The organism is Aeromonas sp. 602396 (assembly GCF_049173735.1).
Classification (GTDB): domain Bacteria; phylum Pseudomonadota; class Gammaproteobacteria; order Enterobacterales; family Aeromonadaceae; genus Aeromonas; species Aeromonas veronii_A.
Genome location: NZ_JAAKSD010000007.1, coordinates 1 through 25,146, shown reverse-complemented (window position 1 = coordinate 25,146; position 25,146 = coordinate 1). Strand labels below are relative to the sequence as shown.

The window sequence follows — 25,146 nt, the reverse complement described above, 5'->3', positions numbered from 1 at the left end:
GCACCAAGCCGGGATAGACCGATGAAACTGAATGCCAACGCCTCCTTGTTGAAGCTCAACACCCTTGCCCTCGATGCGTATTGCCTCTGGCTGGCCGAGGTGGAGCAGGTTGCCGATCTGGCGACCCTGCGTGCTGATCCACAACTCAACCAGTTGCCTCGCCTCAATCTGGGCGGCGGCAGCAACATGCTCTTCACCACCGATTTTCTCGGTCTGGTGGTGCTCAACCGGCTCAAGGGGATTACCGCTGAAGATGGTGGCGATCACTGGTTGCTCCATGTGGCGGCCGGTGAAGATTGGCATCAGCTGGTGCGCCATACCTTGCAACAGGGCTGGTTCGGGCTAGAGAATCTGGCGCTCATTCCCGGTACGGTCGGTGCCGCGCCGGTGCAGAACATCGGTGCCTATGGCGTTGAGCTGGCCGACTTCTGCGCCTATGTCGAGGCGTTCAACTGGCAGAGTGGCGAGATTGAACGGATCGCGGCGGCAGAGTGCCGCTTCGGTTATCGCGACAGCATCTTCAAACACGAGTATCAGGATTCCCACCTGATCACCGCCGTCGGGCTCAAACTGCCCAAGGCGTGGCAACCGGTGCAGGGCTATGGCCCACTGGCTGCGCTCGGTGACGCGCCTTCGGCGCAGGCCATCTTCGATACCGTCTGTGCCACCCGCATGGCCAAGCTGCCGGATCCTGCGGTGCTCGGCAATGCGGGCAGCTTCTTCAAGAATCCGGTGGTGCCTGCCGCGCTGGCGGAGAATCTCAAGGCGCGCTATCCGCAGATGCCCTGCTATCCGGCTGGAGAAGGGCAGGCCAAGCTGGCGGCGGGCTGGCTCATCGATCAGTGCGGTTTGAAAGGTTTCGCCATTGGCCGTGCCGCTGTTCATCAGGAGCAGGCGCTGGTGCTGGTCAATCTGGGGGGCGCCAGTGCCATGGAGCTGATCGCGCTGGCGGCTCATGTCCGCGACAGCGTGGAGCAGACGTTTGGCGTGGTGCTGGAGCACGAGGTGCGCTTTATGGGTGCGCATGGTGAAACCTGGCTCGACGAGGTGCTCTCATGACGTTGACTCCCATCAGACAGACCCTGATCACCCTGCTTAGCGACGGCCAGTTTCACTCCGGCGAACAGCTGGGTGAGCAGCTCGGCATCAGCCGGGCGGCGGTGAGCAAACACATGGCGGCGCTCAAGGAGCTGGGGTTGGATCTCTTTAGCCTGACCGGCAAGGGCTACCGGTTGGCGGTGCCGATGGCGCTCTATGATCAGGCTACCTTGCAGGCACTGGCCCCGATGGCACCGGTGCACTGTTTTCCGGTCATTGGCTCGACCAATCAACACCTGCTGGATCGGGTCAATGAGCTGCGCTCTGGCGAGAGCTGTCTGGCCGAGTGTCAGACAGCCGGGCGCGGTCGTCGTGGCAAACCCTGGATTTCGCCGTTTGGTTGCCAGCTGATCCTCAGCATGTACTGGCGACTCGAACAAGGCATGGCGGCGGCCATGGGGCTGAGTCTGGCGGTCGGCGTGGCAGTGGTTGAAGCGCTGGAGAGCCTTGGTTATCAAGGTGTTGAGCTCAAGTGGCCGAACGACCTCTACTATCAGGGCCGCAAGTTGGCGGGAATACTGGTGGAGATGAGTGGCAGTGCCGGGGCCAGCTGTCATCTGGTGATCGGCATCGGTCTCAATCTGGCGATGCCTGCCCGCGAAGGTGAGAAGATTGATCAGGCCTGGGCCGAGCTGCGCCACATCAATCCCGAGCTGGTCGATCGCAATCAGTTGGCGGCCCGGATGATCGTCCATCTGCAGCGGGCGTTGCATACCTTTGAGCAGCAGGGGCTGGCAAGCTTTGTCGATGAGTGGAACCGGCTCGATCACTTTGCCAGTCGCCCGGTGCGCCTGCTGATGGGAGATCAGGAGATCCGCGGCATCGCTCGTGGCATCGACGATCGCGGCGCCCTGCGACTGGATACGGAGGAGGGCACCAAGTTCTATCTGGGTGGTGAACTCTCCCTGCGCCGGGGCGACTGAGGGTCAGCAAGGCCGCTCATGATACCAAACAAGAAGAGGGGGCCCGCGGGCCCCCTCTTCGTTATCCGGCAACTGTAGTCATCATTTGCGCAGCTTGATCTGTTCGATGGCGTGCTCATGGCCCTTGGTCATGATCAGGTTGGCTCGCTCACGAGTTGGCAGGATATTTTCTTGCAAATTCAGATAGTTGATATCTTGCCAGATGTTGCTGGCGATCTGGGTCGCCTCACTCTCCGCCAGCTTGGCGTAGTTATGGAAGTAGGAGTCGGGATCCGAGAAGGCGCCGCTGCGGAATTTCAGGAAGCGTTCGATATACCAGGTGCGCAGCAGTTCGGCATCGGCATCCACATAGATGGAGAAGTCGACGAAGTCCGACACGAAGACCCGATGGGGCTCCTGAGGATAATCCATGCCGCTTTGCAGCACATTGAGCCCTTCCAGGATCAGAATGTCCGGCTGCTCCACCACCTTCTTCTCATCGGGAATGATGTCGTAGATAAGGTGGGAGTAAACCGGCGCTTCGACCTTCTCGTGACCAGCGCGGATGTTGGCGACAAATTCCACCAGATGGCGGATGTCGTAGGATTCCGGGAACCCCTTGCGGCGCATCAGGCCGCGCTCTTCCAGTACCTTGTTGGGATAGAGGAAGCCGTCGGTGGTGACCAGCTCCACCCGCGGATGTTCCGGCCAGCGCTCCAACAGGGCCTGCAGAATACGGGCCGTGGTGCTTTTGCCCCCCGCCACGCTGCCGGCAATGCTGATAATATAGGTGCCCTTGCCGCGGGACTGGCCGAGAAACTGCTCCAGCACCCGGCTGCGACGCTGTTTGGCTTTGACATAGAGATTGAGCAGGCGGGAGAGAGGCAGATAGATCTCTTCCACTTCCCGCAATGACACCTTCTCGTTGATCCCGCGCAGGGTCTGCAGATCGTGTTCGGTCAGGGTCAGGGGGACCGAATCGCGCAATAACGCCCATTGTTCGCGGGTGAATTGCAGATAGGGGTTATGCTCTGTCGTCATGGTGTCATCACTGTTTCTTGGGCACGGCGACCATACACCAAGGGTGGGGGAGCGACAAGGGACGCAGCAGGATTGGCTTGTTTGCCCCCGCTTTTTTGCAAACTTCCCAGCAATAAAGCATATTTTGCCGGGTTCAATGGTTGCATCCCCCAAAACCTTACAATAAAATGCGCGACGCTTGACTGTCTGTCGTCTATTTGCCGTGCAAAAGCGATAAACACAACGGGTGCAAGCAGAATTACCGTTGTGACAATCTGGCGTCTGGAGGGGTTCCCGAGCGGCCAAAGGGATCAGACTGTAAATCTGACGGCTCTGCCTTCGAAGGTTCGAATCCTTCTCCCTCCACCATATTTCTCTGCGGTTTGAGTTCTTTGGGTTAGAGAAATGCGGGCATCGTATAATGGCTATTACCTCAGCCTTCCAAGCTGATGATGCGGGTTCGATTCCCGCTGCCCGCTCCAAGATGCTGATATGGCTCAGGCGTTAGCAGAGCCGCACCCTAGGGTGAGTTCGGCAAGCGAACCAGCCATCAGTACCTCTCTCTTTCCCACCAGATTCAAATCCATCATATAAACTGTTCTGTGGTTAGCTTGCCACCGCGTACTCAGCGTTAGTTTAGAGGGACGATCATGTCTAAAGAAAAATTTGAGCGTAATAAACCGCACGTTAACGTGGGTACCATCGGCCACGTTGACCACGGTAAAACCACCCTGACTGCAGCTATCACCAACGTGCTGGCCAAGCACTTCGGTGGTAAAGCTTTCGCCTTCGACCAGATCGACAAGGCACCGGAAGAGCGTGAGCGTGGTATCACCATCAACACCTCCCACGTAGAATACGACACCGCTACCCGTCACTACGCACACGTAGACTGCCCGGGTCACGCCGACTACGTTAAAAACATGATCACCGGTGCAGCCCAGATGGACGGCGCGATCCTGGTAGTAGCAGCGACTGACGGCCCGATGCCGCAGACTCGTGAGCACATCCTGCTGGGTCGTCAGGTAGGCGTTCCGTACATCATCGTGTTCATGAACAAGTGTGACATGGTAGATGACGAAGAGCTGCTGGAACTGGTCGAGATGGAAGTTCGCGAACTGCTGTCCGAGTACGACTTCCCGGGTGATGACCTGCCGGTAGTCCGTGGTTCCGCACTGAAAGCGCTGGAAGGCGAAGCTCAGTGGGAAGAGAAGATCCTGGAACTGGCTGGCCACCTGGACAGCTACATTCCGGAGCCGGAGCGTGCGATTGACCAGCCGTTCCTGATGCCGATCGAAGACGTATTCTCTATCGCTGGCCGTGGTACTGTAGTTACCGGTCGTGTAGAGCGCGGTATCGTTAAAGTTGGTGAAGAAGTGGAAATCGTTGGTATCAAAGATACCACCAAGACCACCTGTACCGGCGTTGAAATGTTCCGTAAGCTGCTGGACGAAGGTCGTGCAGGCGAGAACATCGGTGCACTGCTGCGTGGCGTGAAGCGTGAAGACGTAGAGCGTGGTCAGGTACTGGCCAAGCCGGGCACCATCAAGCCGCACACCAAGTTTGAATCTGAAGTGTACGTGCTGTCCAAAGAAGAAGGTGGTCGTCATACCCCGTTCTTCAAAGGCTACCGTCCGCAGTTCTACTTCCGTACTACCGACGTGACCGGTACCATCGAACTGCCGGAAGGCGTAGAGATGGTAATGCCGGGCGACAACATCAAGATGGTTGTTACCCTGATTGCACCGATCGCAATGGACGACGGCCTGCGTTTCGCTATCCGTGAAGGTGGCCGTACCGTAGGTGCTGGTGTTGTAGCTAAAGTTATCGCTTAATCTTTGGCTTACATAAATAAAGCAAAGCCCCTATAATAGGGGCTTTCTTATGCAGGGGCGTAGTTCGAATTGGTAGAACAGCGGTCTCCAAAACCGATGGTTGCGGGTTCGAGTCCTGCCGCCCCTGCCATATACCTCGTCTCGTACGGGGCTTTTGTGTCTTTGGTTACGTCAGATACAGGTGGGTTGTATGAGTGTTAGTTCTGAGAACCAGGGCGGAAGCAAGGATACCCTGCTTTGGGGCCTGGTTTTCATTATCCTGGTGGCCGCTGTAGTAGGTAATTATCTACTGAGCGATGTTATTGCTGCCGTCCGCGCCTTGGGTGTGGTCATTGTCATCGCTGCTGCCGGTGCAGTAGCCCTGCAAACCACCAAAGGGAAGGCAACACTGGCATTCGCCCGTGAGTCTCGCCTGGAAGTCCGCAAGGTCGTATGGCCAACCCGTCAGGAAGCCATTCAGACAACCCTGATTGTGCTGGCGGTGACCGCCGTGATGGGGCTGCTGCTGTTCGTTCTGGACGGCGCCTTGGTCTGGTTGGTCAACCTGATTACCGGTGTGTAAGGATAAGCCATGACTGAACAACGTGAACAGCGTATGAGATGGTATGTCGTGCAGGCCTTTTCCGGCTATGAAGGCCGTGTCGCCAAATCCCTGCGCGAGCATATCAAGATGCATGGCATGGAAGACATGTTCGGTGAAGTACTGGTCCCGACCGAAGAAGTGGTCGAGATGCGTGCAGGCCAGAAGCGCAAGAGTGAGCGCAAGTTTTTCCCGGGCTATGTCCTGGTTCAGATGATCATGGATGAAACCACATGGCACCTGGTGCGTAACGTACCGCGCGTCATGGGCTTCATCGGCGGTACTTCCGACCGTCCAGCACCGATCTCCGACAAAGAGGCCGATGCCATCCTGAACCGTCTGCAGGATGCCCACGACAAGCCGCGTCCGAAAACCCTGTTTGAACCGGGTGAAATGGTGCGGGTTGCCGATGGTCCGTTTGCCGACTTCAATGGAACCGTTGAAGAGGTGGACTACGAGAAGAGCCGCGTGAAGGTTTCTGTACTGATCTTCGGTCGTTCTACTCCCGTTGAGTTGGATTTCGGTCAGGTCGAAAAGGGCTGATTGATTTCTGTTCACTCAACAGTTGTCAGGGGCGGCGAATATCTCTATAATTCGCTGCCCCTTTATTAGTTGGGGAGCCGTTTGCAGGAGCATGTCTCCGAGGCGCTAGAACCCATTTTTGAGGTAATTTCCTAATGGCTAAGAAAGTCACAGCTTATATCAAGCTGCAGGTTGCTGCTGGTGCAGCCAACCCGTCTCCTCCCGTTGGTCCTGCACTGGGTCAACACGGTGTTAACATCATGGAATTCTGTAAGGCGTTCAACGCTCGTACAGAAAAGCTGGAAAAAGGTTCACCGACCCCGGTCGTGATCACCGTTTACAGCGACCGTTCCTTCACCTTCGAAACCAAGACTCCGCCTGCTTCCTTCCTGCTGAAGAAAGCTGCTGGCATCAAGTCTGGTTCTGCCAAGCCGAACAAAGACAAGGTTGGTAAGGTGACCGTAGCCCAGCTGCAAGAAATCGCCAAGACCAAAGAACCGGATATGACCGGTGCCGATCTGGATGCAAAAGTACGTTGCATCGCAGGCTCCGCTCGTTCCATGGGTCTGGTAGTGGAGGATTAAGACAATGGCTAAACTTTCCAAGCGTATGCGCGTTATTCGCGAAAAAGTTGACGGTACCAAAGAGTACTCCATCAACGAAGCCATTGCCCTGCTGAAAGAACTGGCTACCGCCAAGTTCGTTGAAAGCGTTGACGTTGCTGTCAACCTGGGTATCGACGCTCGTAAATCTGACCAGAACGTACGTGGTGCTACTGTACTGCCGCACGGTACCGGTCGTGATGTTCGCGTTGCCGTATTTACCCAAGGTGCCAATGCCGAAGCAGCTAAAGCTGCCGGTGCTGACCTGGTAGGTATGGATGACCTGGCCGATCTGGTTAAGAAAGGCGAGATGAACTTCGACGTAGTTATCGCATCCCCGGATGCCATGCGCGTTGTTGGTCAACTGGGTCAAATCCTGGGCCCGCGCGGCCTGATGCCGAACCCGAAAGTTGGTACTGTAACTCCTAACGTTGCCGAAGCTGTCAAGAACGCCAAGGCTGGTCAGGTTCGTTACCGTAACGACAAGAATGGTATCATCCATACCACTCTGGGTAAGGTTTCTTTCAACGAAGTTCAGCTGAAAGAAAACTTGGAAGCTCTGCTGGTTGCCCTGAAAAAAGGCAAGCCCTCTTCCGCCAAAGGTCAATTCATCAAGAAAGTCAGCATCTCCACCACCATGGGTGCCGGTGTTGCCGTAGACCAAGCTTCTCTGGAAGCTCAGGCCTAATTGATGGGTTTTACAAGGCGCAAAATTTAATCTATAATTTTGCGCCTTGATTGGTTGGGGGTTTCGACCTCCGTCCAAGACCGCAGGAGGCTGCAAAGCCTTAATGTTTCCTGCGTAGACGGTGCCGGAAACCCAGCGAGAAAGATTCTTTCTCTTCTGGAATCCTGCTACCGCATCGTTCCCCTCTGTTGTAAAGGTAGGGGGGATGTGTCAGTACTGGGTCATTTGACCCGGATTCAATCCAGGAGTTAAGCCAATGGCATTGGGACTCGAAGACAAAAAGGCAATTGTTGCTGAAGTCAACGAAGCTGCCAAAGGCGCTCTTTCTGCAGTTGTTGCCGATTCTCGCGGTGTCACTGTAGACAAGATGACCGTCCTGCGTAAAACCGCTCGTGAAGCCGGTGTGTACATGCGCGTTGTGCGTAACACCCTGCTGCGTCGCGCGGTAGAAGGTACCGAATACGAGTGCCTGAACGACGCATTTACCGGTCCTACCTTGATTGCTTTCTCTAACGAACACCCGGGCGCTGCTGCTCGTCTGTTCAAAGAGTTTGCCAAAGCGAACCAAAAGTTCGAAATCAAGGCTGGCGCTTTTAACGGTGAGTTTATCGCCGCAGCACAAATTGATCGTCTGGCCACGCTGCCGACTTACGACGAAGCAATTGCGAAGTTGATGGCGACTATGAAAGAAGCCTCTGCTGGCAAGCTGGTTCGTACCATCGCTGCTGTGCGTGATCAGAAGCAAGCTGCTGCTTGATTCTCGCCTATTTAGGCTGTTTGAGTTTATTCAACATCAGGAATTTTTGTCATGTCTATCACTAAAGACCAAATCATCGAAGCCGTTGCTTCCATGTCCGTAATGGAAGTTGTTGAGCTGATCGAAGCTATGGAAGAGAAATTCGGTGTTTCTGCCGCTGTTGCTGTTGCTGCCGGTCCGGCCGCTGAAGCAGTAGAAGAGAAGACCGAGTTCGACGTAGTTCTGACTGCTGCCGGTGCCAACAAAGTTGCCGTCATCAAAGCCGTTCGTGGCGCTACCGGTCTGGGCCTGAAAGAAGCCAAAGATCTGGTAGAAGCTGCTCCGGCTAACCTGAAAGAAGCCGTCTCCAAAGACGAAGCTGAAGCTCTGAAGAAAGAGCTGGAAGCTGCCGGTGCTTCTGTTGAGATCAAATAATCTGCATTTATGTAGATTAGCCTGATAAAACAGGCTAGGGCTGGTGAATTTTTGTTCACCAGCCTTTTTGCGCTGTAGACTGAGAGCATTTCACACCGTTTACGACTCTCGGTGCACCAGCAATCCGGACTGTCTTCTTTCGTCCGGGCCAACACAAAACGGTGTTGAGACAGAGCTGTCCCGCGGGACAGAGTGGGTCACTTATCAGCGAGCTGAGGAACCCTATGGTTTACTCTTATACCGAAAAAAAACGCATTCGTAAGGACTTCGGTAAGCGAGACCAGGTACTGGACACGCCTTATCTGTTGTCCATTCAGCTGGACTCCTTCAAGCAGTTCATCGAGGCTGACCCGGAAGGTGAATATGGCCTAGAGGCCGCTTTCCGTAGCGTTTTCCCGATCACCAGTTACTCCGGTAGTGCTGAGCTTCAGTATGTCAGCTATCGCCTGGGTGAGCCGGTATTTGACGTAAAAGAATGCCAGATCCGTGGAGTGACCTACTCCGCGCCGCTGCGTGTCAAGCTTCGTATGGTTCTGTACGACCGTGAAGCAGCTGCCGGCACCGTCAAAGACATCAAGGAACAAGAAGTATACATGGGCGAAATTCCGCTCATGACCGAGAACGGCACCTTTGTTATCAATGGTACCGAGCGGGTTATCGTTTCCCAGCTGCACCGCAGCCCGGGCGTCTTCTTCGACCACGATAAAGGCAAAACACATTCATCCGGTAAGGTGCTGTATAACGCTCGCGTTATCCCCTACCGTGGCTCCTGGCTGGACTTCGAGTTCGATGCGAAAGACAACCTGTTTGTCCGTATCGACCGTCGTCGCAAACTGCCGGCATCCATTATTCTGCGCGCCCTGGACTTCACTTCCGAACAAATCCTGGCCACCTTCTTCGAAACCATCGGTTTCGAGGTCAAAGATGGCAAGTTGATGATGGATCTGGTGCCGGAGCGCCTGCGTGGCGAAACTGCGACCTTCGACATCGTGGCCAATGGTGCCGTGGTTGTTGAAACCGGTCGTCGTGTGACTGCCCGTCACATCCGTCAGTTGGAAAAAGACGCCGTTACCCAGATTGAGGTACCGGTTGAGTACGTTGTTGGCAAAGTTGCAGCCAAGGACTACGCACATCCGCAAACTGGCGAACTGGTAGTGGCAGCCAACCAGGCGCTGAGTCTGGAAGCGATTGCCAACCTGTCCCAGGCCGGCTTCAAGCATTTCGAGGTTCTGTTCACCAACGAACTGGATCACGGTGCCTACATGTCCGAGACCCTGCGCGTCGATTCCAGCACCAACCGTCTGGAAGCGCTGGTAGAAATCTACCGCATGATGCGTCCGGGCGAGCCGCCGACACGTGAAGCAGCAGAGCAGCTGTTCGAAAACCTGTTCTTCTCTGCCGAGCGTTACGACCTGTCTACCGTAGGTCGGATGAAGTTCAACCGCCGTCTGGGTCGTGAAGACGAGACTGGCGCTGGCGTACTGACCAAAGACGATATCGTCGATGTAATGAAGCGCCTGATCGACATCCGTAACGGTAACGACGAAGTGGACGATATCGACCACCTGGGTAACCGTCGTATCCGTTCTGTCGGTGAAATGGCTGAAAACCAGTTCCGCGTCGGTCTGGTGCGTGTCGAGCGTGCGGTCAAGGAGCGTCTCTCCCTGGGCGACCTGGACACCCTGATGCCGCAGGATCTGATCAACGCCAAGCCGATCTCCGCCGCAGTCAAAGAGTTCTTTGGTTCCAGCCAGCTGTCCCAGTTTATGGACCAGAACAACCCGCTCTCCGAAGTGACCCACAAGCGCCGTATCTCTGCGCTGGGCCCGGGCGGTTTGACTCGTGAGCGTGCCGGCTTTGAAGTCCGAGACGTACACCCGACCCACTACGGTCGTCTGTGCCCTATCGAGACTCCTGAAGGTCCGAACATCGGTCTGATCAACTCTCTGTCCGTGTACTCTCGTACCAACGAGTACGGTTTCCTCGAGACCCCGTACCGTAAGGTCATTGACGGTGTGATCACCGACGAAGTGGACTACCTGTCTGCTATTGAAGAAGGCAAGTACGTGATCGCACAGGCTAACGCCGCGACCACCGAAGATGGCCGACTGAAAGATGAATTGATCCCGTGCCGTCACAAAGGTGAATCCACCTTTATGAACGCCGACCAGATCCAGTATATGGACGTGAGCCCGCAGCAGATCGTATCTGTGGCTGCGGCTCTGATCCCGTTCCTGGAACACGATGACGCGAACCGCGCATTGATGGGTTCAAACATGCAACGTCAGGCTGTACCGACTCTGCGTGCTGACAAGCCGCTGGTAGGTACCGGTATGGAACGCGCTGTGGCCGTTGACTCCGGTGTAACCGTAGTGGCCAAGCGTGGCGGCGTAATCGACTATGTCGATGCCTCCCGTATCGTCCTGAAGGTCAATGAAGATGAGCTGATGCCAGGCGAAGCCGGTATCGACATCTACAACCTGACCAAATACACCCGTTCCAACCAGAACACCTGTATCAACCAGCGTCCTTGCGTGATGTTGGGTGAGCCGGTCATGGCTGGCGACGTACTGGCTGACGGCCCGTCCACCGATCTGGGTGAGCTGGCGCTGGGTCAGAACATGCGCGTCGCGTTCATGCCGTGGAACGGTTACAACTTCGAAGACTCGATCCTGGTGAACGAGCGTGTTGTTCAGGAAGATCGCCTGACCACCATCCATATCCAGGAACTGGCCTGTATCTCCCGTGACACCAAGCTGGGTCCGGAAGAGATCACTGCTGACATCCCGAACGTGGGTGAAGCCGCTCTGTCCAAGCTGGACGAGTCCGGTATCGTCTACGTGGGTGCCGAAGTGAAGGGCGGCGACATTCTGGTCGGTAAGGTAACCCCGAAAGGTGAAACCCAGCTGACGCCGGAAGAGAAGCTGCTGCGCGCCATCTTCGGTGAGAAGGCGTCCGATGTGAAGGACTCCTCCCTGCGTGTACCGAACGGTGTGTACGGTACCGTGGTTGACGTGCAAGTCTTTACCCGCGATGGCGTGGAAAAAGACAAGCGCGCCAAAGAAATCGAAGAGATGCAGCTGAAGGAAGCGAAGAAGGACTTGACCGAAGAGTTCAAGATCCTGGAAGACGGCATTTTCGGCCGCTCCCGCAACCTGCTGCTGGCCGCCGGTTACAGCGAAGATCGTCTGAACAAGCTCGATCGCTCCAAGTGGTTTGAACTGGCCATCGAAGACGAAGGCAAGCAGACCGAACTGGAACAGATCGCTGAACAGCACGTTGAGCTGAAAGCCGAGTTCGACAAGAAATTCGAGAACAAGCGTCGCAAGATTATCCAGGGTGATGATCTGGCACCGGGCGTACTGAAAATCGTCAAGGTTTATCTGGCAGTCAAGCGTCGCATCCAGCCGGGTGACAAGATGGCGGGCCGTCACGGTAACAAGGGTGTTATCTCCAAGATCTGTCCGGTCGAGGATATGCCTCATGACGAGTTCGGCCGTCCGGTCGACATCGTACTGAACCCGTTGGGCGTACCATCCCGTATGAACATCGGTCAGATCCTCGAAGTGCACTTGGGCCTTGCGGCCAAGGGTATCGGCGAGAAGATCGATCGCATGGTCAAAGAGCAGCGCGAGCTGCACGAGATGCGCAACTTCCTGCAACAGGTCTATGACCTGGGCGAGAAGGACACCCAGCAAGTGAACATCGCCGAACTGTCTGATGACGACGTACGTACCCTGGTGGGTAACCTGCGTAAGGGTCTGCCTGTTGCTACTCCGGTCTTTGATGGTGCCAAAGAGCGCGAAATCAAAGCCCTGCTGAAGCTGGCCGATCTGCCGGAATCCGGTCAGATTGATCTGTTCGATGGCCGTACCGGTAACCGCTTCGAGCGTAAAGTAACCGTTGGTTACATGTATATGCTCAAGCTGAACCACTTGGTCGACGACAAGATGCACGCGCGTTCTACCGGTTCTTACAGCCTGGTTACCCAGCAGCCGCTGGGTGGTAAGGCTCAGTTCGGTGGTCAGCGTTTCGGTGAGATGGAAGTGTGGGCCCTGGAGGCTTACGGTGCGGCATATACCCTGCAGGAAATGCTGACCGTCAAGTCTGACGATGTGAATGGCCGTACCAAGATGTATAAGAACATCGTGGATGGCGACCACCGTATGGAGCCGGGCATGCCCGAATCCTTCAACGTATTGCTGAAGGAAATCCGCTCTCTGGGTATCAACATCGAGCTGGACGAAGAGTAAGAGCTCGCTCTTATTGTTCGAGAATTGACGTGGGCGCCCCGCTGTTTTGGCAGCCGGGGCGCCGAGGTTAGACTCCTGACAGGGGAAACACGTGAAAGACTTACTCAAGTTTTTGAAGGCTCAGACCAAGACCGAAGAGTTTGACAGTATCAAGATCGGTCTGGCCTCTCCTGACATGATCCGCTCCTGGTCATTCGGTGAGGTCAAAAAGCCTGAGACCATCAACTACCGGACTTTCAAGCCGGAGCGTGATGGTCTGTTCTGCGCCCGTATCTTCGGACCGGTGAAGGACTACGAGTGTCTGTGCGGCAAGTACAAGCGCCTGAAACACCGTGGTGTGATCTGTGAGAAGTGCGGCGTTGAAGTGACCCAGACCAAGGTCCGTCGTGAGCGTATGGGCCACATCGAGCTGGCCAGCCCGACTGCCCACATCTGGTTCCTGAAGTCCCTGCCGTCCCGTATCGGTCTGCTGCTGGACATGACCCTGCGCGACATCGAGCGCGTGCTCTACTTCGAATCTTTCGTCGTAATTGAGCCGGGCATGACCAACCTCGAACGCAGCCAGATGCTCTCTGAAGAGCAGTACCTGGATGCGCTGGAAGAGTGGGGCGACGAATTTGACGCCAAGATGGGTGCCGAAGCAATCCTGGCATTGCTGCGCGCTATCGATCTGGAAGGTGAAGTCAAAACCATGCGTGAGGAGCTGGATCAAACCAACTCCGAGACCAAGCGCAAGAAGACCACCAAGCGTCTGAAGCTGATGGAAGCTTTCCTGCAGTCCGGCAACAAGCCGGAGTGGATGATCATGACAGTGCTGCCTGTGCTGCCGCCGGACCTGCGTCCGCTGGTACCGCTGGACGGCGGCCGTTTCGCGACTTCCGATCTGAATGATTTGTACCGTCGCGTGATCAACCGTAACAACCGCTTGAAGCGTCTGCTGGATCTGGCTGCTCCGGACATCATCGTGCGCAACGAAAAGCGTATGCTGCAAGAGTCCGTCGATGCCCTGCTGGATAACGGCCGTCGCGGTCGTGCCATCACCGGTTCCAACAAGCGCCCGCTGAAATCCCTGGCCGACATGATCAAGGGTAAGCAGGGTCGTTTCCGTCAGAACCTGCTCGGTAAGCGTGTCGACTACTCCGGTCGTTCCGTTATCACCGTAGGCCCGACTCTGCGTCTGCATCAGTGCGGTCTGCCGAAGAAGATGGCGCTGGAACTGTTCAAGCCGTTCATCTATGGCAAGCTGGAAACCCGCGGTCTGGCGACCACTATCAAGGCCGCCAAGAAGATGGTGGAGCGCGAGGAAGCTGTCGTTTGGGATATCCTGGACGAAGTGATCCGCGAACACCCGGTTCTGCTGAACCGTGCACCGACTCTGCACCGTCTGGGTATCCAGGCATTCGAACCGACTCTGGTCGAAGGCAAGGCAATCCAGCTGCACCCGCTGGTTTGTGCTGCGTATAACGCGGACTTCGATGGTGACCAGATGGCGGTCCACGTACCGCTGACCCTGGAAGCCCAGCTGGAAGCGCGTGCGCTGATGATGTCTACCAACAACATCCTGTCGCCTGCCTCCGGTGAGCCGATCATCGTTCCTTCTCAGGACGTGGTCTTGGGTCTGTACTACATGACCCGTGCCCGTATCAACGCCAAAGGCGAAGGTATGGTGTTGGCCGGCCCGAAAGAAGCCGAGAAAGTATATCGCGCCGGTCTGGCCGATCTGCATGCTCGTGTGAAAGTACGTATTACCGAATACCTGCGTCAGGAAGACGGTTCTCTGCGTGAACACACCGAGATGAAGAACACCACCGTTGGTCGTGCGATCCTGAGCCTGATCCTGCCGAAAGGTATGGAATACGCCCTGATCGACGAGCCGAAGGTGCTGACTGCTGCAGAACAGGCTGATCTGGATGCCAATCCGCAGAACTGGATCAAGTGCGTATCCAACAAGGCGCTGGGCAAAAAGCTCATCTCCCGTCTGCTGAACACCTGCTATCGCAAGCAGGGCCTGAAGGACACCGTTATCTTCGCTGACCAGCTGATGTATACCGGTTTCCACTACGCGGCCCTGTCCGGTGCTTCCGTTGGTATCGATGACATGGTCATCCCGGATGCCAAGAAAGACATCATCGCAGCAGCCGAAGCCGAAGTTGCCGAGATCCAGGACCAGTTCCTGTCAGGTCTGGTAACTGCGGGCGAGCGTTACAACAAGGTTATCGATATCTGGGCCAGCGCCAACGAGCGCGTCTCCAAGGCCATGATGGAGAACTTGTCCAAAGAGCGTAACGTCAACTCGCTGGGTGAAGAAGAAGAGCAGGCCTCGTTCAACAGCATCTTTATGATGGCCGACTCTGGTGCGCGTGGTTCCGCCGCCCAGATCCGTCAGCTGGCCGGTATGCGTGGCCTGATGGCCAAGCCGGATGGTTCCATCATCGAGACCCCGATCATCGCGAACTTCCGCGAAGGTCTGAACGTACTGCAGTACTTTATCTCTACCCACGGTGCTCGTAAGGGTCTGGCGGATACTGCACTGAAGACTGCGAACTCCGGTTACCTGACTCGTCGTCTGGTAGACGTGGCGCAGGACATGGTGATCACCGAGGACGATTGCGGCACTACCGACGGTCTGTGGATGACTCCGCTGATCGAGGGTGGCGACGTGGTCGAGCCGCTGCGTGAGCGCGTGCTGGGTCGTGTGGTGGCAGAAGATGTCATCAAGCCGGGTACCGAGGACGAGATCCTGGTTGCTCGCAACACCCTGCTCGATGAGCAGCTGTGTGACCTGCTGGAGCGTAACTCCGTTGACCGTGTGAAGGTACGTTCTGCCATCACCTGTGAAACCGACTTCGGTAACTGTGCTCACTGCTACGGCCGTGATCTGGCCCGTGGTCACCTGGTTAACAAGGGTGAGGCTGTCGGTGTTATCGCCGCCCAGTCCATCGGTGAACCGGGTACCCAGCTGACGATGCGTACTTTCCACATCGGTGGTGCTGCATCTCGTGCCGCTGCTGAAAGCAGCATCCAGGTCAAGAACACAGGTACCATCAAGCTGCAGAACGCCAAGTTCGTTCACAACAGCGATGACAAACTGGTTATCACCTCACGTTCTACCGAACTGACCATCATGGACGACATGGGCCGTACCAAGGAAAGCCACAAGCTGCCTTACGGTTCCGTGCTGGAAGTGAAGGACGGCCAGGCCGTGAGTGCTGGCGAGACCGTTGCCAACTGGGATCCGCACACCCACCCGATCATCACCGAAGTGGCAGGTCGCCTGCAGTTCGAACACATGATCGATGGCGTGACCATCACTCGTCAGACCGACGAGCTGACCGGTCTCTCTTCTATCGTCGTACTGGACGTCAACGAGCGTCCGAGCGCCGGTAAAGAGATGCGTCCGACCGTTAAACTGGTCGACCTGAACGGCAAAGACGTGATGATCCCGGGTACCGATGTAGCCGCCCAGTACTTCCTGCCGGGCAAGGCGATCGTGAACCTGGAAGATGGTGCCAACGTGGGCGTGGGTGACGCGGTAGCGCGTATCCCGCAAGAGTCCGGCGGTACCAAGGACATCACCGGTGGTCTGCCGCGCGTTGCGGATCTGTTCGAAGCACGTCAACCGAAGGAACCGGCAATTCTGGCCGAGATCTCCGGTACCATCTCCTTCGGGAAAGAGACCAAGGGCAAACGCCGTCTGGTCATCACCCCGACCGATGGTGGCAACGTCTACGAAGAGATGATTCCGAAGTGGCGTAACCTGAACGTGTTCGAAGGTGAAAAAGTTGAGAAGGGTGAAGTGCTGGCGGACGGTCCTGAGTCTGCTCACGACATCCTGCGTCTGCGCGGTATCAGCCCGGTCGCCAACTACATCGCCAACGAAGTGCAGGACGTTTACCGTCTGCAAGGCGTTAAGATCAACGACAAGCACATCGAAGTCATCGTTCGTCAGATGCTGCGCAAGTGCGAGATCCTGAGCGCTGGCGATACCGATCTGATCGAAGGCGAACAGGTTGAAGTTGCTCGTGTGAAGATTGCCAACCGTAAGCTGGTTGCCGAGGGCAAGACCCCTGCGACCTACCGTCATGTACTGATGGGTATTACCAAGGCATCTCTGAGCACCGAGTCCTTCATCTCCGCGGCTTCCTTCCAGGAAACCACTCGAGTTCTGACCGAAGCCGCCGTTGGTGGCAAGCGTGACGAACTGCGTGGCCTGAAAGAGAACGTCATCGTGGGTCGTCTGATCCCGGCTGGTACCGGCTTTGCCTACCACCATAGCCGGATCAACCAGCGTGCTGCCGCAGCTCGTGCTGTTGGTACCCCGCAGGTGACCGCTGATGAAGCAGAGCAGAACCTGGCGGATCTGCTGAACGCAGCCGGTAGCTTCGACGAAGAGTAACTCGTCATCCGTGATTGAAAAGGGCTCCTTCAAGGAGCCCTTTTTGTTGGCCAATTCCTCGGCAAAGGTAGACGCAGCGCGGGTTTCAGGATGATCCAGAGCAAAGTTGTAGAGTAAAAAATCAAAAAAAGTTGACTTTACTCCCCTGCAATTTAAAACTCGGGAAAGTTGAATGGTTATTACAGGGGTAGAACATGACTGTCGGTATCGAGGAAGCTATGCTTCCCGAAGAACAGCTGATCAGCCGCACTTTTACAGATGAAGACAGGGAATTGTTGCGCTCATACGATGGGCTCATCGATGGCTTGGCCGAGCTGTTCGGCAAGCATTGTGAAGTGGTCCTCCACTCCCTGGAAAATCTGCACGAGTCGGTGATCAAGATCGCCAACGGCTTCAATACCGGACGTACCCTCGGGGCGCCTATCACCGATCTCGCCCTGCGCATGCTCAAGGACATCGAGAGCACCGGCCAGGATTACACCCAGAGCTATTTCGCTCGCAGCCGTACCGGCGCGCTGATGAAGTCGAGCACCATCGCCATTCGCAACAGCGAGCGGCAAGTAGTGGGGCTTATTTGCATCAACCTGCACATCAATGCGCCTTTCCACGAGTTCGTGGCCGAATTTTTCCCGACGCCCCAGCAGGCGGCGCGTCAGTCACCAGAGACCTTCGCCAACAGCGTGGAAGAGCTGGTTGCCCAGACGGTGGATAACACCATCGACGAGATCAATCGCGATCCCACCGTGGCCAACAATGCCAAGAATCGCTTCATCGTGACCCAGCTGTTCGAGAAGGGCATTTTCGACATCAAGGATTCGATCAATCTGGTGGCGGACAAACTCAATATTTCAAAACATACCGTTTATCTTTACATCCGACAGCGCAAGCAGGGTGAAGACGAGAACGAGTAACTCATTCCAGAAGGGGATAGATGAATGGCTAAAGAAGTGATTGCAACCGACAAGGCGCCTGCCGCGATTGGTCCGTATGTTCAGGCTACCAAGGTTGGCGAGATGATCTTCACCTCCGGGCAGATCCCGCTCGATCCTACCACCATGGAAATCGTGGCTGGCGGCATCGAAGAGCAGGCCGAACGGGTGATGAAGAATCTGGTTGCCGTGTTGCACGCTGCGGGTGCTGATGCCAGCAAAGTGGTCAAAACCACCTGCTTCCTGAGTGACATGAACAACTTCGTTGCCTTCAATCAGGTCTATGCCCGCTACTTTGGCGATGCAGCACCAGCCCGCTCCTGCGTGGAGGTGGCTCGTCTGCCGAAAGATGTGCTGGTCGAGGTCGAGGCGATTGCCCATCTCTGATCAACAGATCGAATCAAGCCCCTCCTGGCAGGGGCTTTTTTGTTTTTGGCGTAAAATGGACCGGGTCAGCACAGGAGTCCTGCTATGAGTCTGAGTTTTGCCATTCTGGTCACGGGGCCTGCCTATGGCACCCAGTCGGCCAGCACAGCCTATCGCTTTGCCCGCACCCTGTTGGCACAGGGGCATACCTTGTCCCACCTGTTCTTCTATCAGGACGGGGTCTGCAACGGCAACGGTTTGCATCTGCCTGCATCCGATGAGACTGACCTGGTGCGTCTGTGGCGAGAGCTGGCAGAAGAGCAGGGGATCCGTATCGATGTCTGTGTCGCCGCCGCCATGCGGCGCGGTGTGCTCGATGAGCAGGAGGCCAAGGGGGCAGGGCAGACACACTTCAATCTGCAAGCGCCATTTTGCCTGAGCGGTCTGGGCCAGTTGGCCGAGGCGGCGCTCACCGCCGATCGGCTGGTTCAGTTCTAGGGGGAGTCATGAGCAAGAAAATCGCCTTTATCTGCAGTCGTGGCCCCCATGGCCATGCCGCCGGTCGGGAAGGGTTGGATGCCCTGCTGGCCACCTCGGCCATGACCGATGAGCTGGCCCTCTTCCTAATTGGGGACGGCGTGCTGCAACTGCTCAAGGAGCAGCAACCTGCCGCCATTTTGCAGCGCCACTACGCGCCCACCTTCAAAATGCTGGAACTCTACGATATCGAAGAGGTCTACGTTTGTGCTGACTCGCTGGCAGAGCGTGGCGTGACAGTGGATGATCTGCTGATCCCCGTCGAGAGTCTGCCGCGCCAGGAACTGGCTCGGCGCTGGGCACAATATTCGACTCACATCAGCTTTTGAGGTCTCCATGTTGCATCTGATATTGAACTCCCCCTTTCAGAGTCAGGCTCTGGCAGAGGCGCTCTCATACCTTCAGCCCGAGGATGAGCTGGTACTGATGCAGGATGCCGTGATTGCGGCATCGGCTCCCCAGTGGAGCGCGCGGCTGGCGGGTATCCCGCTTTATGTGATGCAGGAAGATCTGCAAGCTCGCGGTTTGCAGCATCGGGTGGGCAATGTGCTCGATATGGCGGGTCTGGTGGCACTGATTGCGCAAAAAGGTTCCCCGCGCACCTGGGGTGGCTGAGAAGCATATTTTCAAGAAAATTCAAGGTGATGTCATGGAATCAAACGGATCCGAATTGCCCTTTTGTGACGCAAATTGTATAAATCTTGACTCCCCAGACAACAGGGCATAAAATTTCGCGTCCCCGTATCTGCGGGGAGGATTTTCCACACGTTTATGAAGTCATTATCAGGAGCCTTTTGATGGCAACTATTAACCAGTTGGTTCGCAAGCCACGCATCAAGCTCGTTGTGAAAAGCAACGTGCCGGCGCTGGAAGCGTGCCCTCAGAAGCGTGGCGTATGCACTCGTGTATATACCACCACCCCGAAGAAGCCTAACTCTGCACTGCGTAAAGTGTGCCGTGTACGTCTGACCAACGGCTTCGAAGTCACCTCCTACATCGGTGGTGAAGGTCACAACCTGCAAGAGCACTCTGTTGTTCTGATCCGTGGCGGTCGTGTAAAAGACTTGCCAGGTGTTCGTTATCACACCGTTCGTGGTGCGTTGGACTGTGCCGGTGTTAAAGACCGTAAGCAGGCTCGCTCCAAGTATGGCGTGAAGCGTCCTAAAGCTTAATGGTTCTCCGTTAAGTAAGGCCAAACGTTAATTCGTTTCTAGTTAGATAGCTTTCTAGTTTTGGGTAATCCCTGAAGTTACGGAGAATTTGAAATGCCAAGACGTCGTGTTGTTGGTCAGCGTAAAATCCTGCCAGATCCCAAGTTCGGATCAGAGCTGCTGGCTAAATTTGTCAACGTAGTAATGGTTGACGGTAAGAAATCTGTTGCAGAAGCCATTGTTTATGGCGCCCTGGACATCATTGCCACCAAATCTGGCAAAGAGCACCTGGCCGTATTCGAAGAAGCTCTGGATAACATTCGTCCGGCGGTCGAGGTTAAATCTCGTCGCGTCGGTGGTGCAACCTATCAGGTGCCGGTAGAAGTTCGTCCGGTACGTCGCAATGCCCTGGCAATGCGCTGGTTGGTTGATGCCGCTCGTAAACGTGGTGAAAAATCAATGGCTCAGCGTCTGGCTGGCGAGCTGCTGGATGCCGCTGACAATAAGGGTTCGTCTGTCAAGAAACGTGAAGACGTTCACCGTATGGCTGAAGCGAACAAAGCCTTCGCTCACTTCCGCTGGTAATCCGCTTGCGCAGGGTCTTTTGACTCTGCGCACCTTTAATTATCTAGGGACAAGCGCCTTAGTAAGAGGATGACAATGGCTCGTACAACCCCCATTGAGCGTTATCGTAACATCGGTATCTCCGCTCACATTGACGCCGGTAAGACTACTACTACCGAGCGCGTACTGTTTTACACCGGTGTAAGTCACAAGATCGGTGAAGTTCACGATGGCGCTGCCACCATGGACTGGATGGAACAGGAACAAGAGCGTGGTATCACCATCACCTCCGCCGCGACCACCGCTTTCTGGTCCGGTATGGGTAAACAGTTCCAACCGCACCGTATCAACATCATCGATACCCCGGGCCACGTTGACTTTACTATCGAAGTAGAGCGTTCAATGCGTGTTCTGGACGGTGCCGTGATGGTGTACTGTGCTGTAGGTGGCGTACAGCCACAGTCTGAAACCGTATGGCGTCAGGCTAACAAGTACAAGGTTCCCCGTATTGCGTTCGTCAACAAGATGGACCGTACCGGTGCCAACTTCCTGCGTTGTGTTGAGCACATCAAGACCCGTCTGAAAGGTACTCCGGTTCCCCTTCAGCTGAACATCGGCTCTGAAGAGAACTTCAAGGGCGTTGTTGACCTGGTCAAGATGAAGGCCATCAACTGGAACGAAGCTGACCAGGGCGTATCCTTCGATTACGAAGACGTCCCGGCCGAGTTGCTGGAACAGGCGCAAGAAATGCGCATGAATCTGGTTGAAGCCGCTGCTGAAGCGTCTGAAGACCTGATGGAAAAATACCTGGGCGGCGAAGAGCTGACCGAGGAAGAGATCAAAGGTGCTCTGCGTCAGCGCGTGCTGAACAACGAAATCATCCTGGTAACCTGTGGCTCCGCGTTCAAGAACAAGGGCGTACAGGCCATGCTGGATGCCGTGATCGAGTACCTGCCGGCTCCGACCGACGTTGCTGCTATCGACGGCCTGAAAATGGACGGCGAGACCAAAGACGAGCGTCACGCTTCCGATGACGAGCCGTTCTCTGCTCTGGCGTTCAAGATCGCTACCGACCCGTTCGTTGGTAACCTGACCTTCTTCCGTGTCTACTCTGGCGTGATCAACTCCGGTGACACCGTGCTGAACTCCGTCAAGGACAAGCGCGAGCGTTTTGGCCGTATCGTTCAGATGCATGCCAACAAGCGTGAAGAGATCAAAGAAGTACGCGCTGGTGACATCGCTGCTGCCATCGGTCTGAAAGACGTGACCACTGGTGACACCCTGTGTGACCCGAACGCACCGATCATCCTCGAGCGTATGGAATTCCCGGAGCCGGTAATTTCTATCGCGGTTGAGCCGAAAACCAAGGCTGACCAGGAGAAGATGGGTCTGGCTCTGGGCCGTCTGGCTCAGGAAGATCCGTCCTTCCGCGTATGGACTGACGAAGAGTCAGGTCAAACCATCATCGCTGGTATGGGTGAGCTGCACCTGGACATCATCGTTGACCGTATGCGTCGCGAGTTCAAGGTTGAAGCCAACGTAGGTAAGCCGCAGGTTGCCTACCGTGAAACCATCCGTACCACAGTTAAAGACATCGAAGGCAAGCATGCCAAGCAGTCTGGTGGTCGCGGTCAGTACGGTCATGTTGTTATCGACATGTACCCGCTGGAAGAAGGCAAAGCATACGAATTCGTCAACGACATCAAAGGTGGTGTCATTCCTGGTGAATTCATCCCGGGTGTTGATAAAGGTATCCGTGAGCAGCTCAAATCTGGTCCGCTGGCTGGTTACCCGGTTATGGATCTGGGTGTGCGTCTGCACTTCGGTTCTTACCACGATGTCGACTCTTCCGAACTGGCGTTCAAGATCGCTGCTTCCATGGCCTTTAAGGCTGGCTTCATGAAGGCCAACCCGGTTCTGCTCGAACCGATCATGAAAGTAGAAGTTGAAACTCCGGAAGATTACATGGGCGACGTTATCGGTGACCTGAACCGTCGTCGTGGCCTGATCGAAGGTATGGAAGATGGCCCGTCCGGCAAGATCGTACGTGCTCTGGTGCCGCTGGCCGAAATGTTCGGTTATGCAACTGCACTGCGTTCCGCTACCCAGGGTCGCGCTTCCTACGCCATGGAATTCGCCAAGTATCACGATGCACCGACCAACGTTGCACAAGCCGTGATCGAAGAGCGCAAATCCAAGTAATTTAAGATTCCCCGCCTACGACGGTAGGCGGGTTTAACCTAGAAGGACTACGTCGTGTCTAAAGAAAAATTTGAGCGTAATAAACCGCACGTAAACGTCGGCACCATCGGCCACGTTGACCACGGTAAAACCACCCTGACTGCAGCTATCACCAACGTGCTGGCCAAGCACTTCGGTGGTAAAGCTTTCGCCTTCGACCAGATCGACAAGGCACCGGAAGAGCGTGAGCGTGGTATCACCATCAACACCTCCCACGTAGAATACGACACCGCTACCCGTCACTACGCCCACGTAGATTGCCCGGGTCACGCCGACTACGTTAAAAACATGATCACCGGTGCTGCCCAGATGGACGGCGCGATCCTGGTAGTAGCAGCGACTGACGGCCCGATGCCGCAGACTCGTGAGCACATCCTGCTGGGTCGTCAGGTAGGCGTTCCGTACATCATCGTGTTCATGAACAAGTGTGACATGGTAGATGACGAAGAGCTGCTGGAACTGGTCGAGATGGAAGTTCGCGAACTGCTGTCCGAGTACGACTTCCCGGGTGATGACCTGCCGGTAGTCCGTGGTTCCGCACTGAAAGCGCTGGAAGGCGAAGCTCAGTGGGAAGAGAAGATCCTGGAACTGGCTGGCCACCTGGACAGCTACATTCCGGAGCCGGAGCGTGCGATTGACCAGCCGTTCCTGATGCCGATCGAAGACGTATTCTCTATCGCTGGCCGTGGTACCGTAGTAACCGGTCGTGTAGAGCGCGGTATCGTTAAAGTTGGTGAAGAAGTGGAAATCGTGGGTATCAAAGATACCACCAAGACCACCTGTACCGGCGTTGAAATGTTCCGTAAGCTGCTGGACGAAGGTCGTGCAGGCGAGAACATCGGTGCACTGCTGCGTGGCGTGAAGCGTGAAGACGTAGAGCGTGGTCAGGTACTGGCCAAGCCGGGCACCATCAAGCCGCACACCAAGTTCGAATCTGAAGTGTACGTACTGTCCAAAGAAGAAGGTGGTCGTCATACCCCGTTCTTCAAAGGCTACCGTCCGCAGTTCTACTTCCGTACTACCGACGTGACCGGTACCATCGAACTGCCGGAAGGCGTAGAGATGGTAATGCCGGGCGACAACATCAAGATGGTTGTTACCCTGATTGCGCCGATCGCGATGGATGACGGCCTGCGTTTCGCTATCCGTGAAGGTGGCCGTACCGTAGGTGCTGGTGTTGTAGCTAAAGTTATCGCTTAATCGATACTTTAAATGCACACATGAAAGGGGTGGCTTCGGCTGCCCCTTTTGTTTTTGGGCTTTATCTGCCCTGTGAGATACTGGGCAAAACCATTGATTGAGGTAGTTTCCGTGAGCAAACCCGCCATTTTTCTGGATCGTGACGGTGTCATCAATGAAGACACTGGCTATGTCAGCCAGGTTGATGACTTCCATTTTCTGCCCGGAGTCATAGACGCCCTGCTGCTCCTCAAAAAGAAAGGCTATCTGCTGGTTGTAGTGACCAACCAGTCAGGGATTGCCCGCGGTTATTTCACCGAAGATGATTTCATGAACCTGACCGAGTGGATGGATTGGTCGCTGGCCGATCGCGATGTGGACCTCGATGGTATCTACTTCTGCCCACACCATCCGGATCACGGTGCTCCCTGTGACTGCCGCAAGCCGGAACCGGGAATGCTGTTGCTCGCCAAGCAGGAACTGAACATCGACATGAGCCGTTCCTATATGGTGGGTGACAAGCCTTCCGATCTGAAAGCAGCGAGCAATGCCGGGGTCGGTCACAAGATCATGGTCAGAACCGGTAAGCCGGTTACCGAAACGGGTAGCGCACTGGCAGATGCCATCTATGACAACCTGCATGATTTTGCCATCGCGGTGCCTGCAGCAAGCTGATTTCGCCGGTTTAATATGCCAATTGGTGGCTTTGTGAGCGAACGAACAACGAAAGCCATCTTTTTGCAATTATCCGCTTGCCAGAACGAATTCACTCCCTATAATGCGCCTCCATCGACAGGGCAAGCGGCAACGCAAACAACCTCGTCGGTAACCTCGAAAAGCCTTTGAAAATAAGGCTTGACTCGAGAAGGCGGTTGAGTAGAATTCCACTCCCGCAGCAGCACATTGTTGCGTCGCTCTTTAACAATTTGAATCAAGCAATCTGTGTGGGCACTCACAGCATCGAGCATCAAAAACAATTTTTGATTTTCAATGTCTGATGAAGTGACCAAAGCAACTTTATGTTGCAGCAGTTAATTCAGCAATTCATTGAGCCGCTTTTCGAAGCAACCAAACTTAAATTGAAGAGTTTGATCATGGCTCAGATTGAACGC

22 protein-coding genes and 3 tRNA genes are annotated in these 25,146 nt (G+C 55.4%); 24 read left to right on the top strand and 1 reads right to left on the bottom strand.

The window, feature by feature from the left end:
* The first annotated feature begins 21 nt into the window (after nucleotides 1-21).
* Together murB and birA are read left to right on the top strand one after the other, a co-directional pair.
* On the top strand, nucleotides 22-1,059 hold the full coding sequence (gene murB / locus G5229_RS10415; protein WP_158110830.1) for a UDP-N-acetylmuramate dehydrogenase: 1,038 nt from the start codon (nucleotides 22-24) through the stop codon (nucleotides 1,057-1,059).
* On the top strand, nucleotides 1,056-2,021 hold the full coding sequence (gene birA, locus G5229_RS10410) for a bifunctional biotin--[acetyl-CoA-carboxylase] ligase/biotin operon repressor BirA (protein WP_421209070.1): 966 nt from the start codon (nucleotides 1,056-1,058) through the stop codon (nucleotides 2,019-2,021). The genes murB and birA overlap by 4 nt, the downstream gene beginning before the upstream one ends.
* Nucleotides 2,022-2,102: 81 nt before the next feature.
* On the opposite strand, the gene coaA is transcribed toward birA, so the two are convergent.
* Complete coding sequence (coaA, locus tag G5229_RS10405; RefSeq protein ID WP_005339877.1) at nucleotides 2,103-3,041, bottom strand: type I pantothenate kinase; 939 nt, start codon at nucleotides 3,039-3,041, stop codon at nucleotides 2,103-2,105.
* A gap of 263 nt (nucleotides 3,042-3,304) precedes the next feature.
* On the opposite strand from coaA, the gene G5229_RS10400 reads away from it, so the two are divergent.
* From G5229_RS10400 to gmhB, 22 genes are all read left to right on the top strand, one after another.
* A tRNA-Tyr gene (locus G5229_RS10400) sits at nucleotides 3,305-3,389 on the top strand.
* Nucleotides 3,390-3,427: 38 nt separating this feature from the next.
* A tRNA-Gly gene (locus tag G5229_RS10395) sits at nucleotides 3,428-3,502 on the top strand.
* Nucleotides 3,503-3,670: 168 nt separating this feature from the next.
* A complete protein-coding gene (gene tuf / locus G5229_RS10390; protein ID WP_074042664.1) occupies nucleotides 3,671-4,855 on the top strand; it encodes an elongation factor Tu in 1,185 nt (394 codons plus the stop codon).
* A 53-nt stretch (nucleotides 4,856-4,908) separates the two neighbouring features.
* A tRNA-Trp gene (locus G5229_RS10385) sits at nucleotides 4,909-4,985 on the top strand.
* 60 nt (nucleotides 4,986-5,045) lie between these two features.
* Nucleotides 5,046-5,417 carry a preprotein translocase subunit SecE gene (gene secE, locus G5229_RS10380; RefSeq protein WP_005341843.1) on the top strand — a complete coding sequence of 124 codons (372 nt, stop codon included), beginning with the start codon at nucleotides 5,046-5,048 and terminating at the stop codon, nucleotides 5,415-5,417.
* A gap of 33 nt (nucleotides 5,418-5,450) precedes the next feature.
* Entirely contained in the window at nucleotides 5,451-5,978 is a 528-nt protein-coding gene (nusG, locus tag G5229_RS10375) for a transcription termination/antitermination protein NusG (RefSeq protein WP_019840195.1), read from the top strand.
* Nucleotides 5,979-6,112: 134 nt separating this feature from the next.
* Entirely contained in the window at nucleotides 6,113-6,541 is a 429-nt protein-coding gene (rplK, locus tag G5229_RS10370) for a 50S ribosomal protein L11 (RefSeq protein ID WP_026456244.1), read from the top strand.
* A 4-nt stretch (nucleotides 6,542-6,545) separates the two neighbouring features.
* Nucleotides 6,546-7,247, top strand: coding sequence for a 50S ribosomal protein L1 (gene rplA / locus G5229_RS10365; protein WP_005339888.1), 702 nt, complete (start codon nucleotides 6,546-6,548; stop codon nucleotides 7,245-7,247).
* 256 nt (nucleotides 7,248-7,503) lie between these two features.
* Nucleotides 7,504-8,004 carry a 50S ribosomal protein L10 gene (gene rplJ, locus G5229_RS10360; RefSeq protein ID WP_216952230.1) on the top strand — a complete coding sequence of 167 codons (501 nt, stop codon included), beginning with the start codon at nucleotides 7,504-7,506 and terminating at the stop codon, nucleotides 8,002-8,004.
* 51 nt (nucleotides 8,005-8,055) lie between these two features.
* The gene (gene rplL / locus G5229_RS10355; protein WP_005341840.1) at nucleotides 8,056-8,418 is read left to right on the top strand and encodes a 50S ribosomal protein L7/L12; all 363 of its coding nucleotides are present in this window, start codon (nucleotides 8,056-8,058) and stop codon (nucleotides 8,416-8,418) included.
* Nucleotides 8,419-8,642: 224 nt separating this feature from the next.
* Nucleotides 8,643-12,671: a DNA-directed RNA polymerase subunit beta gene (gene rpoB, locus G5229_RS10350; protein ID WP_421173225.1), complete on the top strand. Its 4,029-nt coding sequence runs from the start codon at nucleotides 8,643-8,645 to the stop codon at nucleotides 12,669-12,671.
* Between the two features lie 91 nt (nucleotides 12,672-12,762).
* Nucleotides 12,763-17,067, top strand: coding sequence for a DNA-directed RNA polymerase subunit beta' (rpoC, locus tag G5229_RS10345; protein ID WP_005339899.1), 4,305 nt, complete (start codon nucleotides 12,763-12,765; stop codon nucleotides 17,065-17,067).
* A gap of 194 nt (nucleotides 17,068-17,261) precedes the next feature.
* A complete protein-coding gene (locus tag G5229_RS10340; RefSeq protein WP_005339902.1) occupies nucleotides 17,262-17,978 on the top strand; it encodes a helix-turn-helix transcriptional regulator in 717 nt (238 codons plus the stop codon).
* 24 nt (nucleotides 17,979-18,002) lie between these two features.
* Complete coding sequence (locus G5229_RS10335; RefSeq protein WP_421209069.1) at nucleotides 18,003-18,383, top strand: RidA family protein; 381 nt, start codon at nucleotides 18,003-18,005, stop codon at nucleotides 18,381-18,383.
* A gap of 84 nt (nucleotides 18,384-18,467) precedes the next feature.
* Nucleotides 18,468-18,860 carry a sulfurtransferase complex subunit TusD gene (tusD, locus tag G5229_RS10330; protein ID WP_159158030.1) on the top strand — a complete coding sequence of 131 codons (393 nt, stop codon included), beginning with the start codon at nucleotides 18,468-18,470 and terminating at the stop codon, nucleotides 18,858-18,860.
* Nucleotides 18,861-18,868: 8 nt separating this feature from the next.
* A complete protein-coding gene (tusC, locus tag G5229_RS10325; RefSeq protein ID WP_421209068.1) occupies nucleotides 18,869-19,228 on the top strand; it encodes a sulfurtransferase complex subunit TusC in 360 nt (119 codons plus the stop codon).
* A 7-nt stretch (nucleotides 19,229-19,235) separates the two neighbouring features.
* Complete coding sequence (gene tusB, locus G5229_RS10320; protein ID WP_005339909.1) at nucleotides 19,236-19,514, top strand: sulfurtransferase complex subunit TusB; 279 nt, start codon at nucleotides 19,236-19,238, stop codon at nucleotides 19,512-19,514.
* A 182-nt stretch (nucleotides 19,515-19,696) separates the two neighbouring features.
* Nucleotides 19,697-20,071 (top strand): 30S ribosomal protein S12, encoded by a 375-nt coding sequence (rpsL, locus tag G5229_RS10315; RefSeq protein ID WP_005306278.1) that lies wholly within the window; start codon nucleotides 19,697-19,699, stop codon nucleotides 20,069-20,071.
* 93 nt (nucleotides 20,072-20,164) lie between these two features.
* Nucleotides 20,165-20,635 (top strand): 30S ribosomal protein S7, encoded by a 471-nt coding sequence (gene rpsG / locus G5229_RS10310; RefSeq protein ID WP_005339911.1) that lies wholly within the window; start codon nucleotides 20,165-20,167, stop codon nucleotides 20,633-20,635.
* Between the two features lie 75 nt (nucleotides 20,636-20,710).
* The gene (fusA, locus tag G5229_RS10305) at nucleotides 20,711-22,816 is read left to right on the top strand and encodes an elongation factor G (RefSeq protein ID WP_021229318.1); all 2,106 of its coding nucleotides are present in this window, start codon (nucleotides 20,711-20,713) and stop codon (nucleotides 22,814-22,816) included.
* Between the two features lie 54 nt (nucleotides 22,817-22,870).
* On the top strand, nucleotides 22,871-24,055 hold the full coding sequence (gene tuf, locus G5229_RS10300) for an elongation factor Tu (RefSeq protein ID WP_074042664.1): 1,185 nt from the start codon (nucleotides 22,871-22,873) through the stop codon (nucleotides 24,053-24,055).
* A gap of 111 nt (nucleotides 24,056-24,166) precedes the next feature.
* On the top strand, nucleotides 24,167-24,709 hold the full coding sequence (gene gmhB / locus G5229_RS10295; RefSeq protein WP_421209067.1) for a D-glycero-beta-D-manno-heptose 1,7-bisphosphate 7-phosphatase: 543 nt from the start codon (nucleotides 24,167-24,169) through the stop codon (nucleotides 24,707-24,709).
* Nucleotides 24,710-25,146 lie beyond the last annotated feature (437 nt).

What these genes read in the sequence shown, in the direction of transcription:
- tusD (WP_159158030.1), top strand. Translation starts at nt 18,468, where the DNA reads ATGAGTCTGAGTTTTGCCATTCTGGTCACGGGGCCTGCCTATGGCACC.
- secE (WP_005341843.1), top strand. Translation starts at nt 5,046, where the DNA reads ATGAGTGTTAGTTCTGAGAACCAGGGCGGAAGCAAGGATACCCTGCTT.
- tuf (WP_074042664.1), top strand. Translation starts at nt 3,671, where the DNA reads ATGTCTAAAGAAAAATTTGAGCGTAATAAACCGCACGTTAACGTGGGT.
- tusB (WP_005339909.1), top strand. Translation starts at nt 19,236, where the DNA reads ATGTTGCATCTGATATTGAACTCCCCCTTTCAGAGTCAGGCTCTGGCA.
- birA (WP_421209070.1), top strand. Translation starts at nt 1,056, where the DNA reads ATGACGTTGACTCCCATCAGACAGACCCTGATCACCCTGCTTAGCGAC.
- coaA (WP_005339877.1), bottom strand. Translation starts at nt 3,041, where the DNA reads ATGACGACAGAGCATAACCCCTATCTGCAATTCACCCGCGAACAATGG.
- rplL (WP_005341840.1), top strand. Translation starts at nt 8,056, where the DNA reads ATGTCTATCACTAAAGACCAAATCATCGAAGCCGTTGCTTCCATGTCC.
- nusG (WP_019840195.1), top strand. Translation starts at nt 5,451, where the DNA reads ATGAGATGGTATGTCGTGCAGGCCTTTTCCGGCTATGAAGGCCGTGTC.
- fusA (WP_021229318.1), top strand. Translation starts at nt 20,711, where the DNA reads ATGGCTCGTACAACCCCCATTGAGCGTTATCGTAACATCGGTATCTCC.
- rpsL (WP_005306278.1), top strand. Translation starts at nt 19,697, where the DNA reads ATGGCAACTATTAACCAGTTGGTTCGCAAGCCACGCATCAAGCTCGTT.
- rplK (WP_026456244.1), top strand. Translation starts at nt 6,113, where the DNA reads ATGGCTAAGAAAGTCACAGCTTATATCAAGCTGCAGGTTGCTGCTGGT.
- rpoB (WP_421173225.1), top strand. Translation starts at nt 8,643, where the DNA reads ATGGTTTACTCTTATACCGAAAAAAAACGCATTCGTAAGGACTTCGGT.
- G5229_RS10340 (WP_005339902.1), top strand. Translation starts at nt 17,262, where the DNA reads ATGACTGTCGGTATCGAGGAAGCTATGCTTCCCGAAGAACAGCTGATC.
- rpsG (WP_005339911.1), top strand. Translation starts at nt 20,165, where the DNA reads ATGCCAAGACGTCGTGTTGTTGGTCAGCGTAAAATCCTGCCAGATCCC.
- rplA (WP_005339888.1), top strand. Translation starts at nt 6,546, where the DNA reads ATGGCTAAACTTTCCAAGCGTATGCGCGTTATTCGCGAAAAAGTTGAC.
- G5229_RS10335 (WP_421209069.1), top strand. Translation starts at nt 18,003, where the DNA reads ATGGCTAAAGAAGTGATTGCAACCGACAAGGCGCCTGCCGCGATTGGT.
- rplJ (WP_216952230.1), top strand. Translation starts at nt 7,504, where the DNA reads ATGGCATTGGGACTCGAAGACAAAAAGGCAATTGTTGCTGAAGTCAAC.
- murB (WP_158110830.1), top strand. Translation starts at nt 22, where the DNA reads ATGAAACTGAATGCCAACGCCTCCTTGTTGAAGCTCAACACCCTTGCC.
- tusC (WP_421209068.1), top strand. Translation starts at nt 18,869, where the DNA reads ATGAGCAAGAAAATCGCCTTTATCTGCAGTCGTGGCCCCCATGGCCAT.